This window comes from Halomonas sp. BDJS001, assembly GCF_026104355.1.
Taxonomy (GTDB): domain Bacteria; phylum Pseudomonadota; class Gammaproteobacteria; order Pseudomonadales; family Halomonadaceae; genus Vreelandella.
The window spans coordinates 2,274,105-2,290,425 of sequence record NZ_CP110535.1 but is presented as its reverse complement, the minus strand read 5'-3'; the positions used below and the strand labels follow the sequence as shown (position 1 = coordinate 2,290,425).

19 protein-coding genes are annotated in these 16,321 nt (G+C 54.5%); 10 read left to right on the top strand and 9 right to left on the bottom strand.

The window, feature by feature from the left end; translation table 11 throughout:
* Nucleotides 1-11 precede the first annotated feature (11 nt).
* Complete coding sequence (gene hmpA, locus OM794_RS10475; protein WP_226249893.1) at nucleotides 12-1,184, top strand: NO-inducible flavohemoprotein; 1,173 nt, start codon at nucleotides 12-14, stop codon at nucleotides 1,182-1,184.
* Nucleotides 1,185-1,252: 68 nt separating this feature from the next.
* Here the strand turns inward: hmpA and ubiT are convergent, their stop codons facing one another.
* Nucleotides 1,253-1,750: a ubiquinone anaerobic biosynthesis accessory factor UbiT gene (ubiT, locus tag OM794_RS10470; RefSeq protein ID WP_226249892.1), complete on the bottom strand. Its 498-nt coding sequence runs from the start codon at nucleotides 1,748-1,750 to the stop codon at nucleotides 1,253-1,255.
* Between the two features lie 263 nt (nucleotides 1,751-2,013).
* Here ubiT and OM794_RS10465 point away from each other — a divergent pair, with 263 nt between their 5' ends.
* From OM794_RS10465 to OM794_RS10455, 3 genes are all read left to right on the top strand, one after another.
* Nucleotides 2,014-2,325, top strand: a complete 312-nt coding sequence (locus OM794_RS10465; protein WP_226249891.1) for a c-type cytochrome — start codon at nucleotides 2,014-2,016, stop codon at nucleotides 2,323-2,325.
* A gap of 81 nt (nucleotides 2,326-2,406) precedes the next feature.
* Nucleotides 2,407-2,973 carry a cytochrome c oxidase subunit 3 family protein gene (locus OM794_RS10460; RefSeq protein WP_226249890.1) on the top strand — a complete coding sequence of 189 codons (567 nt, stop codon included), beginning with the start codon at nucleotides 2,407-2,409 and terminating at the stop codon, nucleotides 2,971-2,973.
* Between the two features lie 13 nt (nucleotides 2,974-2,986).
* Nucleotides 2,987-3,289, top strand: a complete 303-nt coding sequence (locus tag OM794_RS10455) for a cytochrome C oxidase subunit IV family protein (protein WP_226249889.1) — start codon at nucleotides 2,987-2,989, stop codon at nucleotides 3,287-3,289.
* 12 nt (nucleotides 3,290-3,301) lie between these two features.
* Here the strand turns inward: OM794_RS10455 and OM794_RS10450 are convergent, their stop codons facing one another.
* From OM794_RS10450 to OM794_RS10430, 5 genes are all read right to left on the bottom strand, one after another.
* Nucleotides 3,302-3,532, bottom strand: a complete 231-nt coding sequence (locus OM794_RS10450) for a hypothetical protein (RefSeq protein WP_226249888.1) — start codon at nucleotides 3,530-3,532, stop codon at nucleotides 3,302-3,304.
* Nucleotides 3,533-3,543: 11 nt separating this feature from the next.
* The gene (locus tag OM794_RS10445; protein WP_226249887.1) at nucleotides 3,544-5,487 is read right to left on the bottom strand and encodes a nitric oxide reductase activation protein NorD; all 1,944 of its coding nucleotides are present in this window, start codon (nucleotides 5,485-5,487) and stop codon (nucleotides 3,544-3,546) included.
* Nucleotides 5,488-5,496: 9 nt separating this feature from the next.
* The gene (locus OM794_RS10440) at nucleotides 5,497-6,309 is read right to left on the bottom strand and encodes a CbbQ/NirQ/NorQ/GpvN family protein (protein WP_226249886.1); all 813 of its coding nucleotides are present in this window, start codon (nucleotides 6,307-6,309) and stop codon (nucleotides 5,497-5,499) included.
* A 64-nt stretch (nucleotides 6,310-6,373) separates the two neighbouring features.
* Complete coding sequence (locus OM794_RS10435) at nucleotides 6,374-7,729, bottom strand: cbb3-type cytochrome c oxidase subunit I (RefSeq protein ID WP_226249885.1); 1,356 nt, start codon at nucleotides 7,727-7,729, stop codon at nucleotides 6,374-6,376.
* A 38-nt stretch (nucleotides 7,730-7,767) separates the two neighbouring features.
* Complete coding sequence (locus OM794_RS10430; protein WP_226249884.1) at nucleotides 7,768-8,220, bottom strand: c-type cytochrome; 453 nt, start codon at nucleotides 8,218-8,220, stop codon at nucleotides 7,768-7,770.
* A 455-nt stretch (nucleotides 8,221-8,675) separates the two neighbouring features.
* On the opposite strand from OM794_RS10430, the gene OM794_RS10425 reads away from it, so the two are divergent.
* Together OM794_RS10425 and OM794_RS10420 are read left to right on the top strand one after the other, a co-directional pair.
* Nucleotides 8,676-9,242, top strand: a complete 567-nt coding sequence (locus OM794_RS10425) for a YIP1 family protein (protein WP_009286641.1) — start codon at nucleotides 8,676-8,678, stop codon at nucleotides 9,240-9,242.
* Nucleotides 9,243-9,311: 69 nt separating this feature from the next.
* The gene (locus OM794_RS10420; RefSeq protein ID WP_226249883.1) at nucleotides 9,312-9,662 is read left to right on the top strand and encodes a DUF488 domain-containing protein; all 351 of its coding nucleotides are present in this window, start codon (nucleotides 9,312-9,314) and stop codon (nucleotides 9,660-9,662) included.
* A gap of 65 nt (nucleotides 9,663-9,727) precedes the next feature.
* On the opposite strand, the gene OM794_RS10415 is transcribed toward OM794_RS10420, so the two are convergent.
* The 3 genes from OM794_RS10415 to OM794_RS10405 all read right to left on the bottom strand — a co-directional run bounded on the left by OM794_RS10415 (nucleotide 9,728) and on the right by OM794_RS10405 (nucleotide 11,170).
* Nucleotides 9,728-10,114 carry a SirB2 family protein gene (locus OM794_RS10415; RefSeq protein WP_226249882.1) on the bottom strand — a complete coding sequence of 129 codons (387 nt, stop codon included), beginning with the start codon at nucleotides 10,112-10,114 and terminating at the stop codon, nucleotides 9,728-9,730.
* An 11-nt stretch (nucleotides 10,115-10,125) separates the two neighbouring features.
* The gene (locus OM794_RS10410; protein ID WP_226249881.1) at nucleotides 10,126-10,518 is read right to left on the bottom strand and encodes a ribonucleotide reductase subunit alpha; all 393 of its coding nucleotides are present in this window, start codon (nucleotides 10,516-10,518) and stop codon (nucleotides 10,126-10,128) included.
* A gap of 82 nt (nucleotides 10,519-10,600) precedes the next feature.
* On the bottom strand, nucleotides 10,601-11,170 hold the full coding sequence (locus OM794_RS10405) for a hypothetical protein (protein ID WP_226249880.1): 570 nt from the start codon (nucleotides 11,168-11,170) through the stop codon (nucleotides 10,601-10,603).
* A gap of 176 nt (nucleotides 11,171-11,346) precedes the next feature.
* On the opposite strand from OM794_RS10405, the gene OM794_RS10400 reads away from it, so the two are divergent.
* The 4 genes from OM794_RS10400 (at nucleotide 11,347) to OM794_RS10385 (ending at nucleotide 16,275) form a co-directional block, all read left to right on the top strand.
* Nucleotides 11,347-13,245 carry a type IV pili methyl-accepting chemotaxis transducer N-terminal domain-containing protein gene (locus OM794_RS10400; RefSeq protein ID WP_226249879.1) on the top strand — a complete coding sequence of 633 codons (1,899 nt, stop codon included), beginning with the start codon at nucleotides 11,347-11,349 and terminating at the stop codon, nucleotides 13,243-13,245.
* Entirely contained in the window at nucleotides 13,245-13,913 is a 669-nt protein-coding gene (gene narL / locus OM794_RS10395; protein ID WP_226249878.1) for a two-component system response regulator NarL, read from the top strand. The genes OM794_RS10400 and narL overlap by 1 nt, the downstream gene beginning before the upstream one ends.
* 238 nt (nucleotides 13,914-14,151) lie before the next feature.
* A complete protein-coding gene (locus OM794_RS10390; RefSeq protein ID WP_226249877.1) occupies nucleotides 14,152-15,744 on the top strand; it encodes an antiporter in 1,593 nt (530 codons plus the stop codon).
* A gap of 72 nt (nucleotides 15,745-15,816) precedes the next feature.
* Nucleotides 15,817-16,275, top strand: coding sequence for a universal stress protein (locus OM794_RS10385; RefSeq protein ID WP_226249876.1), 459 nt, complete (start codon nucleotides 15,817-15,819; stop codon nucleotides 16,273-16,275).
* Nucleotides 16,276-16,321 lie beyond the last annotated feature (46 nt).

Here is a 16,321-nt window from a genome sequence, read left to right as displayed (position 1 = left end):
AGGTATTACCCGTGCTAACACATGAGCAGGAAAAGCTGATCAACGCGACAGCTCCCGTCGTGGCCGAACACCTGAATGCAATTACACAGCGCTTCTATCCGCTGATGTTTACCCGTTACCCAGAGGTAAAGCCCCTCTTTAATGAGGTTCATCAGCAAAGCGGTGGTCAGCCCCGTGCCCTGGCCAACGCCGTGTTGGCCTATGTGCAACTACGCGGTAATCCAGCTCAGGCGCGGGCTACTTTGGATATTGTGGTCAGTAAACACGTCTCGCTAGGCATTCTTCCCGAGCAGTACCCTATTGTCGGTGAATGCCTGCTGGCAGCGATTGGCGAAGTGCTGGGTGATGCTGTCACCCCGGAAATCGCCGATGCGTGGGGCGCCCTATATAACGAGCTTGCCGCCTTGTTAATTGACCTCGAAGACCAGCGCTATCGTGAATTTGAGCAGCGCCCGGGCGGATGGCGCGGCACACGCCGTTTCAAGATTGCCAGTACCCAGCAGGAAAGTGCTTTAATTCGCTCTTTTATCCTTGAGCCAGAGGATGGAGGTCGTGTGGCTGAGCATGAGCCAGGTCAGTATATCGGTGTACGCCTAACCATTAATGGCGAGCTGGTTTATCGGCATTACAGCCTCTCAGACACGCCAAATGGTCAAAGCTATCGAATCTCGATCAAACGCGAAGAACAGGGCCAAGTCAGCCGCCACTTCCACGATGTCTTACAACCCGGCGACACCTTGGAACTGCTACCGCCAGCAGGTGACCTCACGCTGATTGAAGGTGACGAACCACTGCTGCTTGCCAGCGGCGGCGTTGGGCAAACGCCCCTGCTCCCCATGGCAAGACATGCCTTGTCCCTTGGGCGGCAAGTCATCTATCTACATGCGGCTCTGGATGCCGACCACCAGGCCTTTAAAGGCGAATTAGAGGCGCTGAAGAGCGAGTATCCTCAACGTCTTAAGGCTGTCCGCATTCATGAGCGCGGCAACGAAGCCGAACATATTGGTCGTATCGACCGCAGCTTATTAGCTCACTACCTGCCTGATCTTAAGGCGCGCTGCTACTTCGTCGGCCCCCAAGGATTCATGACAGCGATTAATAGTGCGCTGTCTGAACTGGGTGTCGACGAGGATCGTCGCCACTTTGAGCATTTTGGGCCGTCTCGCCCACTCAACGCAGCCTAATAGTGGGCGGCCCCGGCACACTACCGGGGCCGATTGATAACAGCTAAAAGGCTGAGCTTACGAGCAAGTCACTCCCTGCGCGCCAAGCGTTCCAGGCCCACCAGCAACTCCCCCAATCGCCCCTGGGCAAGGCCTTCCTCACAGCCGTCAAGTAGGTTCTTGAGCGTCAACCCCAGTTCCGTATCCCCTTCAATGATTAAGCGACGCTGAAAAAACAGGCTGTCGGGATCTTCGCGACGCGTGGCCAAACAGAGAAATTCACGCCAGCCCCCACGAATAGTTGCCTCGCCCTTCTCGCGGCATAATAGCAAGCGCTGGGATTTAAGCGTCAGGCTGAGTGTCACGCCTAAATCCGCAATGGTGAGACTAATGCGTCGACCTTCCACCGCGTCAAACTCTCCCTCTGCGAGCGGTATAGCGAAGGTACGGTTGAGCAAGGGCTCCACAAGACGTCGCTTGATGGCAAAAGGAACCCGCGGATCAAGCGTACGAATCATTTGATGAGCGGTAACAGGCGGAGAAATGGAAAAAGCGGGCAGGGAAAAAGCCGAGGGCAGCAACAACATAACAAATACTCCGTGGTAAGAGACATCAGCGGTTCACACTTGGCGACTGATGCTAAGCGTTGCTCTGGCGAAGAGTGCTGATATGTATCAAGGAAGACTAAATATTGCGCCGACATTAAGATGCATATAAAATATTTCTTAAATTAACTGTTATTGATGAGCGCACTGGCTAAGAGATGCGCATTTGAGCATCCGCCTGGAATCATAGTGGTGCTGGCGATTTCTCCAGCGCCTTCGACCGTTAGAATGTGAGGAGAACCATGATGAAATCATTGTCTGCTGCCCTTATCGTCGCGGGTGCTGCCCTGGCGTTTTCAGCCGCCGCTCAGGCAGAATCTGATGGCGAGGCGGTTTATAACCAGGCCTGCATGGCCTGCCACATGACAGGGGCTGCTGGCGCGCCTATCAAGGGTGATGCCGAAGCGTGGGAACCGCGTATCGCAAAAGGCATCGAGACGCTTTATGAGCACTCGCTCACGGGGTTCAATGCTATGCCGCCCAAAGGCGGAAGCATGAATCTTAGCGACGAAGAAGTGAAATCGGCCGTTGACTTTATGGTTCAAGCCGTCGAATAAAACCAAGCGCTGTACAGAAAGTGTATGCCAGTATGCTGGGATGCTATTACCCCGGTGTAACACTCAACGCTTGGAGGGGTAATGAGTCGCGATCTGCCCAACCCCGGATGGGGGCCATTATCGGCGTTACCCGGCAATCCCTTGATGTGGGTGCTGATTCTTAGCGAAATGCTGGTTTTCACCGCTTTCTTTGCGCTTTACGCCGCCCAGCGCGCCCTTAACCCCGCCCTTTTCAATGCCTCACAACAACAGCTCGACCCTGTGTTGGGCGGCATCAATACGCTGGTGTTGCTAACCAGCGGGCTATGCGTTGCCTTTGCCGTGGAGGCAATAAGCGCCCAGCAACTTCGGCGCAGCCGACAGTGGCTAGGTGCTGCTATGCTGCTGGGTTTGGTCTTCTGTGCCCTTAAAAGCATTGAGTACGCTGACAAGTTTGCTGCCGGGTTAACGCCGGAAACCAACGTCTTTTTCGGTTTTTACTATGGCTTAACCGCATTCCATTTTGCTCACGTTGTGTTCGGTTTAGCGCTACTAGGCTTAGTGAGCTGGCGCACCTCTACCGAGAACGTAGAAACGGCGGCGGCCTTCTGGCATATGGTGGACTTGATATGGATTTTGCTCTATCCGCTGATTTATCTGCTTAGATAATCCTGAGGTAGCAATGACAGCACTCCCCGGTACGCGACGCTTGCTCATTACCTGGGCCTTATTAATGGCGCTCACCGTGGTATCCATGGTTTCCGCTCGGCTAGATCAGACCACCGACTGGCAGGCGCTTCCTTTATGGTCAGCCGCCCTGGTACTGATAGCGACCGGCTTCAAAGCCCACCGTGTGCTAATGGTCTATTTAAACTTGCGCGCCGCTACCTCAGCCTGGCAGGGGGTTTTTATTGGACTAACGCTGTTAACGCTAGCGCTGATTGCCTCAGGCTATCTGGTCGGTCGCTTTAACATAACAGGATAATCAAAGTGGCTTTCAGCGCAGCGTGGAATCAGAGCCCGAAGCCACCGAAGACCGATGCGCTGTATTGGCCCAGGCCTCCAGCAGACGGCCCAGGCGCATCAGGCCGTAAACGATAAAAGGGACTAGCAGCATTAGCGCCACGCCCCAATCACGGTTATTGATAAGCCACACCAGTGGCACAATGACGCCTAACGCGACCAAAAACCACAGGCTAATTGCCACGACGAAGCGCTGGCGAGACATGGAAAACCTCCTTAGGAAGCAATAATCTGGCGGTAGATACTCGGCAGGGCCAGGGAGAGATGCTCCGGCCGCTGGACAATGGCGTATCCACCTCGCCCGAACAGATGAGGAATATAGCGCCCCGCCTCCCGGTCAATCGTTACCCCGAACACGCGCACTTCTTCCCGTCGCGCTTCAAGTACCGCTTTGCGCGTGTCCTCTATACCATAACGCCCTTCATAATAGTCGGTATCGTTAGGCTTACCGTCGGTCAGCAGTAGCAGTAACCGGTGCCGATTGGGCCGTTTGGCAAGCGCTTTGGAAAGGTGCCGAATAGCGGGCCCCATACGCGTGTAGTGGCCTGGTTTGAGCGCTGCAATCCGCCGTGACACCCGCTCGCCCATTGGCTCATCGAAACTTTTCAGCGTATTGACCCAAACGCGGTGACGGCGGTGAGAGGTAAAGCTGTGAATGGCATAGTCATCGCCGCACCCTGCAAGGCCATGGCCCAAGACCAGCAACGCCTCTTTGGCCACATCCAGCACCCGCCGGTCTTCCAGCCAAGCCTCAGTGGAAAGAGATACATCGACCAGGATCGAAACCGCCAAATCCCTCGCCTGAGTGCGGCTAGCTTGATAGAGACGGTCGCTGGCTTCACCGGTCGCCGCCAGATCACAGCGGGAGCGAATGACGGCGTCCATATCCAGCTCGCTGCCATCCAGCTGGCCACGTAGCGTCTCACGACGCGGCCTAAGTGCTTCAAACTCGCGGCGGACTCGGCGAATGCGCCGTTTTGTCGTTTCATCCGGCTGCCAGTTCTCCCCCTCCTCGCTCTGCACATCGCTGTGTACCACACAGTGGTCAGGCATATAGATTTGCTTGCGATGATTCCATTCCGGATAGGTTTGGCGCCCACGCAGCCTTCCCCCACTCACCTCACCGGGCGCCAGATCAAGATCAAGCTTTAACTTGGAAGCCGCCTTCTTACGGTTAGCACTGAGCACAATTTCATCAATCTGATCGGCCGCCTGTTTGGCCTCATCATCGTCTTCATCCTCTACATGACGATTGAGATTGACCATTTCGGCCCAGGAAAGCATCTTTTCGGATGCATTGAGCATTAAAGAGTCATCGCGGTCGGCCTGATCCTGCTCGCGCCGGTCAGCCTTACGTTTACCGTGATCATCTTGTGGCGAATTCTTCCCTGGAATCGGTGCCTCATCATCTTCCTGCTCGGTTCGTGCTTGTTTATGGGTACCCAGGGCAACGGCTTGCCCCCATAGCGGCACCGGCAGTGGCGGCCGGTATCCACGCGGCGCATGAAACTTGTCCAAAGGCAGGAGCTCATTGAGGATGGCGATATGCATCACTTCGGCCCAGCCAGCCTCGGGCGGTGTTTCTCCCAGCAGGGCACAAAGAACGGATTCAAGCGCTGCTTCCATCGGCGGCAAGCGCTTGCGCTGGGGGCGAATGGCCAGCAATGCCTGACATAACCTGGCGTGACGCTGAGCGAGCCCAGGGAAGTGGGCCAACACTGCCCGAGTCGCCCGGTTTACTTCACGCAGTTGGAGAAGGTCTTGCTGTAGCGGATCGTCGACGACGTGCACATGCCGGGTCATCGCCAGATACGCTACCAGCCAAAGGTAGAGATCCCGGTTCAGGGAAGCCTCGGCGAACAGGGCAATGCGTGGTGGTAACAACAGGCTTTCTTCGTCACGGCGTGCTTGATCGAGCACCTCCTCATCAAGCCCAAGCCTTTGACGTAAGGATAAGCGATGCGACGAACTACGCCCCGCAATAGCAGCAACATCGATACCCGCCTCGCCCCCTCCGGCGCGGAAAAAGACGCCGAGCATAGGTCGCAGCGTTTCAAGGCGCACTGCGGCTTCGGGATGGTCTGGGTAGCTTGCCGCACTGGAAGCCCAACGGTGCCAATGGCGGCCTACAAACTCCTCGACTTCAAGAAAATCAAGCATGCCCTGCCCTCACCCAAAGGTTGCGTGAATGGCTTCCATCAGCCCTTCCTGAACATCTGCGTCATCACTCAGCGGCTCCACTAAAGTAGCCCGGGCAGCTTCCAAAATGGGCACCCCGGCAGCAATCAGGGTAGCGCAGTAAACCAACAGGCGAGTGGAAACACCCTCTTCTAAATCCTGCCCCTTCATGGCCCGCAGACTGGCGGCAAGATTGACCAGCGCGGCGCACTGCTCACCGGACAAACCACTCTCCCGCGCGACAATATCGCGCTCGACTTTGGGTGGTGGAAAATCAAATGACATGGCCAGGAAGCGCTGGCGGGTACTCGGTTTTAGCGACTTGAGAATATGCTGATAGCCGGGGTTATAAGACACCACTAGCATGAAGTCATCCGGCGCTTGGAGCAGCTCCCCGGTACGTTCCAACGGAAGTAGTCGGCGGTCATCGGTGAGCGGGTGAAGCACCACGGTGACATCTTTACGCGCCTCCACCACCTCATCGAGATAGCAGATACCCCCTTCGCGCACTGCTCGAGTAAGCGGGCCATCGACCCAGCGGGTCTCACCGACCTGCAACAGATAGCGGCCTGTAAGGTCGGCTGAAGTCAGGTCGTCGTGACATGAAACAGTGAATAGTGGACGGCCCAGCTTAGCGGCCATATGGCTAACAAAACGTGTTTTACCACACCCGGTGGGGCCTTTAAGTAACAGCGGCAAACGTTGACGAAAGGCGTGCTCAAACATAGCGCATTCGTTGCCGACATTCTCGTAGAAAGGTATTTCACGCTCATCGATAGGATTAGCGACAGAAGAGAGAGGCATGGGAAGACTCCATTGCCGGAAAATAAATAAAAGAAGCAAAAACGACCCCGCAGGGCCGTTAAGTTCAGGCCGAGCCTGCCCCAGCGGTAATTTGTGTGCCGCCGGCGGGCACCTGCTCACGCGCGGGCCCGAAGAAGGAGTAGAGCAACAAGATCGCCCCCACTGCCACGGCCACACCAGCGCCCAGACGCATAAGATAGAACAGGCCTAATTGATCCTGTACTTCCATGTAATTCATACCCAAGACGCGCTGCAAGTGAGTCTGCACGACCCCGGCGAAGGTCAGGGTAAAGGTCATAAAGCACATGGCACTGGTGACGATCCAGAAGCCCCACATGTTCAGCACTTGGTTATAAGGCTGCACACGGCGGATCTGCGGCATGGCGTAGGTAATCACGCCAAGAATCAGCATCACATAGGCACCATAGAAAGCTAGATGGCCATGAGCGGCGGTTACCTGAGTACCATGACTGTAGTAATTCACGAACGAGAGGGTATGCATAAAGCCCCACACACCCGCGCCGAAAAAGGCAATGGTTGGGCAGCCTAGGGCCCATAGCATGGCCGCTTTATTAGGGTGGTTACGGCTGCCCTTCCAGAACATGGTAAAGGCGAAGACCACCATGGCGAAGAACGGCGCCACTTCAAGCGTCGAGAAGATACTGCCGATGGGCTGCCAGTAGCCAGGTGCGCCAATCCAGTAGTAGTGGTGCCCGGTGCCCAGCAGGCCAGAGAATAGCGCCAGCCCAACAATGATATAGAGCCATTTCTCGATCACTTCGCGATCAACGCCGGTCATTTTAATCAGCAGATAACCCAGCAAGGAAGCCATGATCAACTCCCATACGCCTTCCACCCAGAGGTGAACCACCCACCACCAGTAGAGTTTATCTACCGCCAGGTTGGTCGGGTTGTAGAAAGCGAATAACCAAAATACTGCCGCTAGCCAAAGCCCCAGCATTAACACCAGGTTGATAGCGGTCTTGCGGCCCTTCAGCAGCGTCATGCTGGTATTGAAAAGAAACATAAGGAAAGAAATGGTGATGAGTATTTTCACCCAGAAAGGTTGCTCAAGAAATTCTCGACCTTCATGGATTCCGAACTGGTAGCCAACCAGCGCAGCAGCGCCAGCAAAAGCGAAGATCGCCAGCTGGATATACGCCAGATTAGGACTGTGAATTTCCTGTTCGGCTTCCTCTGGCATTAAATAGTAGGTACAGCCCATAAAACCGATCAACAGCCACACAATCAACAGATTGGTATGGCTGACACGCATGATGTGAAAGGGCATCACTTCAGCCATGAAGTTGGGCCAAGCATAGACAGCGGCAGCCAGCAGCCCGAAGACTATTTGTAGCGTAAATAGCGCCATGGCCACCATAAAAAAGGGTAAAGCAACCTTTTGGGTTTCATATTTCATTGTACGGTTCTCCTTGATTCATCCTTCGGCTGCTTGTTTCAGCCAGCAGGATGTGGGGGCCAGTCCTGGTCGTCGATGCTATCGGTCCACTCTAGGAAGTCGATTAACGAGTTCATCTCCTCTTCGCTAAAGTCATAGGAGGGCATCTGACGGCGACCTTCGATCCCCAATGGCTGGGCGCGGATCCAGGCATTAATACCTGCTCGAGCGGCCTCAGGATTTTTGTGGCCGCCATAACGCTCCCAGACGTTACCCAGTTCAGGAGCAAAGTAGGCGCCTTCCCCCATGATGCTATGGCAGTTGATGCACATACTTTTTTCCCACACTTCTTTACCATGTTTCACGGAATCGGTGAGGGTTTCGCTATCCGTGGAAACGTTGACCATGTACCAATGACTATGAGCCGTTAGCGCGGCAAATAGCAGGAAGAAGAACAGCGAACCACCGTAGAAAATATTGCGGGCCGCTGATTTAGTGAGACCATCAGCCATAAGCCATACTCCCTTGCTAGTCAGATCCAACCTTCGGCTGGGAAGCCAAAAGGCATGCGTTTATTAAGATGCATATTATTTACATTTTTAAGATTAGCAGAAGAATCCCTCTAGCAACATTGCCACAGGTCAATTTTTGGCAAGAGCGATACCCTTGGTAAATTTAAGATTACGAATTAATTCGAGCCAGAACGCGGCTGGGTTTCTTAATAGTACCTAACCACTCTGTGCGATTTTCACCAGGACATAGTCGTTCTAGAGGTAGGCTGATGCTATGACTTCTCAGATTTCACACGGGCATGTACCACTGCTGCTGATATGGGTTGCACACTCTTAAAACAGAGGGAATCAAGATTCACACTTGACAAAATACAAACTAGCCTTAATTCTGAATATAATATCACGACATGATATTTTGATCTCACAATGATCACAACTGACTGCGAGGCTAGACAATGAACCCTCTAACCATTATTCAACTGCCCTTTACCCATTTAGCGGGATGGAAAGACCTCCAGCAACGCCATCCTTCAATCGCCACTCTGGCCTGGTGCATCGTGCTGCCCATGTCGTTGTTACCCCCCGTGATGCTCTATTACGCGGGTACACACTACGGGGATATCTTCGCTCCGGGTTTCGCTGACCGGCAGTGGCGCTTCATCACGACCATTCTGTTCCTGGCCGAGCTGCTCACCTTCTTTGTAATGGGCTGGCTAATTCACGCGGTGGTCAATAGCGATCGTGATCTCTCAATTAGCTACCACGACGCTTATCTGTTGGCAGCCCTGGCACCTTTACCACTTTGGTCAGCAGCGACCGCTCTGCTGATTCCCAGCCTGTTGTTCAATGCGCTGGTAGTACTGGTGGCACTGGGCATCTCTTGCAGTTTGGTCTACCACGGGCTGCAGGCTCTGTGTAAACGCTCAGCGAATGACGTAACAACGATGTCTGCTACTTACACCGTTATGGCCGCCGGGGTGCTGGCATGGGGCTTGCTGATGGCTATTGTCTGGGCTTACTAAGGTTGAAGTAGAGAGGGATCGACTAACTAGCTAGGCTTAAAAGGACATTCATTGACTTGCGAGGTAACGATGAATATTGCATTAAAACGTGCCTACGATGCACCTCACAACCAGGATGGTTATCGTGTCCTCGTCGACGGTATCTGGCCGCGCGGGGTGTCCAAGGAGGAAGCCAAAATCGATGAATGGCGCAAGGAGGTCGCCCCAAGCAGCGAACTTCGCAAAGCGTTTCATAATGGCTCACTCGACTGGAGTGGCTTCCGCCGTCGCTATCTCAAAGAGTTAACCTCTTATCGCGAGTCTCTTCGTGATCTTGCACAACGTGCCAGGAAAGAGCGAGTTACTCTGGTATTTGCCTCTAAGGAAGAGCGCCGTAACAATGCCGTAGTCCTGCGCCAGTACTTGAAAATGCTGAAATAATCATTTCCCCAATGGTTCATCATCTTGCGCTAACGTATGGCGTAAGCGCTAAAGGCAATCAACTCTCAGGCCAGCCAGGAAAGCGGGCTGTGACGTATCGCGGCCCCCACCATATAGGCAAAGATAGCCACCGCTACGACGGCGGCCATAGCACGCGCTTTGGGCGTTGGCCCCCGCTTAATTGCAATGGTGCCAATACCGATATAGGCCAGCAGCGCCAGTAGCTTGGCGCCAAGCCAAGGAAGCTGCCAGGGCCATACGGAAAGCAATACCATCAAAGTCACCCCCAGCCCCAGCAGAGCCGTATCAATAAGATGAGGCAGTACCTTGACCCAGCGCGCGTTGAGTCGCGGGCTTTCCTGCACCGACCACCAGGCGCGAACCACGAAAAGTGTAATGCTCAGCGCTGCGGCGGTCATGTGCAGGTGCTTGATGAGAAAATAGTGCTCCATGGATCCCGTCCCTAGCCAACGTTAACCGCATCGCCGTGGTGATCGAAGGCAAGATAGGCGGTGATATTACCCATTTGCAGCGACTCCATCATACGCTGGAGCTGCCGTTCAACCTCGGCGTCATCTTTTGGGTCGTCCATGGCAGCAGTGAAGACTAGATCCCATTCGATCTCGGTACGGCGTGACTCCTCGACCAACGCCGCCATGCTGCTTAGTTCCTCCGTCGACTTATCTACGCATACTACCGGCACCAACACACCCCTTTCCCCCTGTTCGAAGCGACGGCGCTGCTCGGCATCGGGGAAATCGGGCAGCTCTGCGCGAACGAACACAAACAGCAGGCGCTGGGGCTTAGGTTGTTTACGCGCTTCCCGCAGTAAATCGGCAAACGTGGCTATGGTCATAAAATGGGCCTTATCGCTAGTGGTTTAGAATCAGAAGGTGAGAGAGTAGATAAGAATGAACAGCTGAGTCTAATAGATGGCGTTACTCGGGTGACTCTACGAAAAGCCACAGCAGCAGCATTACCATGAATAGAGGTATCAACAGGCTAAGTGGCGCTGCGCGCCAGCCATAGGCTTGTAAGACCAGAGGTGTCATCCGTAAGGAAAACCCTACGCCGGCGCTTAAAGCGAGACAAAGGGCTACAAAAAGAAGTACCCAGCGATCAGGCATCCACCCTTTGGCGTGGGCAATGCCGGTGGCCATCACTGCCCCTCCCAAGCCGAGGCCGACGCCCACCAGCAAAAACTCCCACGGGCGGCTTGCCATCCCAAACCCGCCCAGCGCCAACGCTAGCCCCAGTAATAGCCATTGCATCAAGCGGCAGGTGTCTCCCCGCCTGGCGATATACCAAGCCGGCCAAGCCAACAGCACACCGCTACTCAATGGTATCAGCACATAGTGGGACTGTTTTGCGAGCAGTGCGTAAAGTGTCCAGCTAGCCACCGCCAAGGCACTTGCCAGGGGCATTAGCAGCATGGCTACCAGTAACTGGTAACCATTTACTGGTGGTGTTGATGTCTCCAACGTGGGAGGCGGCACAGATGATGGCATGGCGTTTCCCAGCGAGGGTATAAAGACATCGGAAGACATGCCAGAATTGTCGGTAAATACCGAGTGCAGGTCAAAAAACATCCGAGGTAGACAGGCTACCCCAAAAGGAATAGCCCTCGTATCCACATGCAGACAGTGCCACACTCTCCTACCTCTTCCGCGCTAACGGAACTGCCATGAAATTACTTCAACGCTCCCTGGTTGCTCGCATCATTGCGTCCCTGCTAGCCATTAGCGGTATGGCACTCATCTGCATTACCTTAACCATGGCAATGTCTAATAGCAGCCGTGGCGATGCTGCGGCAATCAATGTCGCAGGTTCCCTACGCATGAATGCTTATCAGATCATGGGAGCCTTGCAGCGCCTAGAGTATGCCCCGGAGGAGATAAGCGCAGCACAACTAGACAGCTTGGTGGCAAGCTTTGATCAGCGTTTAAATGGCACAACCCTACAGCAAACTATTCCGGCTGATGACCGCCACGAGCGCCGTCGTCAGTTGGAAAAGATTCAGACTTACTGGCAATACTCACTTCGTCCGGCACTCAAAACACCGCCCTCCACAACACGGCTTGACTTGAATACGCTGGAAACGATGATCGTGGCGATGGTCAATGATATCGAACAGCTAGTGACCTACCTGGAACAGAGCACTGAAGCTAAGGTTCGGCTGCTGAGCATGATGCAAGTGCTTTTTTTAGTGCTAATTGCGATAGTCGTCGCCATCGCCCTCTACGATGTTCGCTATAACCTGGTAGTGCCTTTACGGCAACTGATGGTGCTTGCCCGCGAGGCGGCGCAGCGTAACTTCAAACCACGTTCTCAGCTCCGCGGTAGCGACGAGTTGGCTTTGTTGGGTCACACTTTTAACAAGATGTCTGCCGAACTGGCAACAAGTTACGCCGCACTGGAAGACAAAGTCTCGCGCAAGAAGCAGGAGCTTGAGCGCAGCAATCAGGCACTGCGGGTGATGCACGATGCCAGTCGCGCACTGTATGGCGGAGGTAACGATCTCTGTTCCAGTGCAGCCCCCATGCTGCGCGAACTGGAAAAACTGCTGAATATCGGGCCGATACGGCTTTCGTTAAAAGACCCTTTCGACCAGCGGACAATGCCAGTATTGGAAACTCACTCGCGCACCCGACCAGAGTACTGCCGTGACCAGGAGTGCCATGCCTGCCTGATCGACCCCCGCCCCTTGGAAATGGTGACCAATAACCAGTCACAGTGCTTGCTGCTACCTATCAGCGTAGGCGATACGCTGCTAGGCACTCTGGAGGTGTGGTACCCCCAGGAGCGTCTCAACGACAGCACCCGTCGGCTGCTCACGATGTTAGCCGACCAGCTCGCCACGGCGGTCTACTTGCAGCGGCGTATCGAAGAGCAGCAGCACGTCACACTGATCAACGAGCGAACCATCATTGCGCGTGAACTGCATGATTCTCTGGCGCAATCACTCTCTTATCTTAAGATGCAGGTTGCCCGACTGGAACGCATGCAGCAAAAAGAGGCAACCCGAGAGGCTCAGTCCGCGGTATTCGATGAACTACGTACCGGATTGAACAGCGCCTATCGACAACTGCGCGAGCTACTTACCACCTTCCGACTCAAGCTTGAGGGGCCGGGGCTGCAATTTGCCCTGCACCAGACCGTTGAGGAGTTCCGTCAGCGTATGGGGGCAACGGTCGAGCTTGACTACGATGTGCCGCCTTATCTACTTAACCCTAATGAAGAAATTCACGTGCTGCAGATCATTCGTGAGGCCCTGGCCAACACCCACAAGCACGCCCAAGCCCACTGGGCTGCCGTGACGGTACGCTTCGCCGAGGCTCAATTGCTGGTTCGCATTGAAGATGACGGTATCGGCCTGGAAGACGATAGCTCGCCGCCCATGCACTACGGTTTGGTAATCATACGCGACAGGGCCAACACTCTGAATGGGGAGCTGAGTATCACTAACCGCCCTTCAGGAGGAGCCAGCATTGAGATAACCTTCACCCCTTTAACTGCTCGCTTAATTCAGCAGCAGCCTGCTTCGGTTGCTCCCAACTCTCACTTAGGTACAGGGACTTCTTAATGACGCTGTCAACTGCCAAAGACACACCTGCCAGCCTGATGATTATAGACGACCATCCTCTCCTACGGCGTGGTGTGATTCAGCTGCTTGAGCTAGAAGATGACCTGGGATTAGTTGGCGAAACGGGCGACCCGGAAGAGGGTATTGCACTGGCCCTCAAACTTGAGCCTGACCTGGTGTTACTTGATTTAAACATGCCGGGTGTCAATGGGTTAGAAGCGTTAAGGCGCCTTCGGGAAGCTAATTACAGCGGCCGTGTAGTGATGTTCACGGTTTCCGACCATGAGGATGACGTTGTCGCGGCACTGCGTACCGGTGCCGACGGTTACCTGCTGAAAGATATGGAGCCTGAAGACATGGTGCGCCAACTGCGTCAGGCTGCTCTGGGTCGCATGGTGATTAGCGAGAGCCTGACCGCCCTACTCGCAGAAGCCTTGCGTAATCAGCGCAATGCCCCCACTACCCCGGATATTCATAGCCTAACGCAGCGTGAACGTGAAATTCTGCAACAGCTTGCTGGTGGACTCTCCAACAAGCTCATCGCGCGCAAGCTGGATATTACCGAAGGCACGGTCAAGGTTCACGTCAAGCACCTGCTCAAAAAGCTCAACTTACGCTCCCGTGTCGAAGCCGCCGTCTGGGCCGTCCAGGAAGGTATCGATCACTAGTCGATTCTGTGTGGTTACCTCCAAAGACTCCCAGAATACTTTTGCTCTGACCCGCCTTTACCCCCTGTCGATTTTTTCTCTTTAAAATCAATGAATCTAGGCTTTTCAGCGACTACCTCTCAAGAGGTATGTCGCTGTTTTTCATGCTATTTCCACCTATTCCCCAACTTCTTCCTCAAGCGTATCTTGCTGTCTAACTGCTAGATGCAGATAGGTTTGATGCCAAGGGGAAATCGCCATGAGTAAGAGAAACGCCGACATTGAGAAGTGGGATGTCGAAGACGCCCAATTCTGGGAACAGGAAGGCAAGCACATCGCCAACCGCAACCTATGGATATCCATTCCCAGTCTGCTGATGGGCTTTGCTGTCTGGATGATGTGGGGAATGATCACCACCCAGATGCAGAACCTGGGTTTTCCATTCACGGTTAACCAGCTATTTTCCCTGACGGCGCTTGCCGGTCTAGCGGGTGCCACGCTGCGCATCCCAGCATCGTTCATGATCCGCATCGCTGGTGGGCGTAACACCATTTTCCTGACCACTGCGCTGCTAATGATTCCCGCCGCCGGCACTGGTATCGCCTTGATGAACCCAAGCACACCGTTCTGGGTATTCCAGGCGTTGGCGCTACTTTCCGGTATCGGCGGCGGTAACTTCGCTTGTTCAATGAGCAACATTTCCACTTTTTATCCCAGCAAACAGCAAGGCTACGCCCTGGGCATGAATGCGGGCCTCGGTAATTTCGGCGTTACTACCATGCAAATTGTCATCCCGCTAGTAATGACCGTCGGGGTCTTTGGCGCTATTGCCGGTTCGCCGATGGAATTGCAAAGCGCTAGCGGTACGTTGATCGGCCGGATCGAAGCTGGTACCGATACCTGGATCCAGAATGCTGGCTTTATCTGGCTTCTATTTCTGATCCCATTAGCGTTCGCCGGTTGGTTTGGTATGAACAATCTTCGCACTATTACGCCCAACCCAGGTTCGCCGCTTGCGGCTTTCAGCAAAATATTAGGCCTCTACGGCGTCGGCATGGTAACTGCCATCGTGGGCATGCTGGCTCTCAGCTGGCTTAATATGTGGGTTGCCCTGCCGCTAACCATTGTCCTGACACTAGTGCTTTTGCGTCTGATTCCTGGCGACATCAAGCCCAATATCCAGAAGCAGTTCGCGATATTTTCCAATAAGCACACTTGGTCAATGACCATCCTCTACATTCTGACCTTCGGCTCCTTTATCGGCTTCTCTGCAGCCCTGCCGCTCTCCATCAACGTCATCTTCGGCAACATGATGGAAGCCACAGCAGACGGTACGCTGATTCGCGTGGCCAACCCAGAGGCGCCTAGCGCTTTAACCTGGGCCTGGATAGGCCCCTTCGTGGGCGCCCTGATCCGTCCGCTGGGCGGATGGATCTCCGACAAAGTGGGTGGCTCCATCGTTACCCAAATAATCTCTGCGGTCATGGTGGTCGCCTCTATCGCCACCGGCTACGTGATGATGCAGGCCTATAACGCCACCGATCCTAATCAATTCTTCTGGCTATTCCTGCTGCTATTCATCGTGTTATTCGCCGCCAGTGGTATCGGCAACGGCTCTACCTTCCGCAGCATCGGGGTTATTTTCGACCAGCAGCAGAAAGGCCCGGTACTTGGCTGGACCTCAGCCGTCGCTGCCTATGGCGCCTTCATCGCCCCGCGGGTAATGGGCGAGCAAATCCAGGCCGGTACACCGGAACTTGCCATGTACGGCTTTGCGGTCTTCTACGCCATCTGTCTGGTCATCAACTGGTGGTTCTACCTACGCAAAGGTGCCTACGTTAAGAACCCCTAAATAGGGCTTGCTTCTTTACGCCCGGAGCCAAGCTCCGGGTCTTCACCCCCTACCCCACTGCGGGAGGACACCATGAAAATCATGATCGCCTATGACGGTTCGCGAAACGCCAAACTGGCTCTCGCTCAGGTCGTCACTATGTTCCGCTGTAACCAACCATTGCTGGTACTGGTCGGCGTGGTGGAGAACCCACTCGACGCTACCGATAACAACGAGGCGCTTTTCCAGCAGGAGCACGATGAGGTTAAACAGCACCTTCAAGAGGGTGTGGCATTCGCCATCGGCGAGGGCTTCCAGGCCGAGCAGCTTCTCGCCGAAGGGGATGCGCGCAAGATGCTGCTGCAGGCCACTCGCAAACTCTCGCCAGACCTACTGGTGATTGCCCGCCATAGCCATCAACCGGACGGCGGCATCATCGCCAAGTCGTTGACTTATTTCGTTGATGAACTCGACTACATGACTTTTGGCAGCGTCAGCTCATTCCTGGCCCGGCGCGCCGAGTGTCCCTTGTTGATCCTACCTAGCCCTTGAGCAGCCCCTACCCCTCCTTTTGGTAAAGACCACCTTTGGGACACAG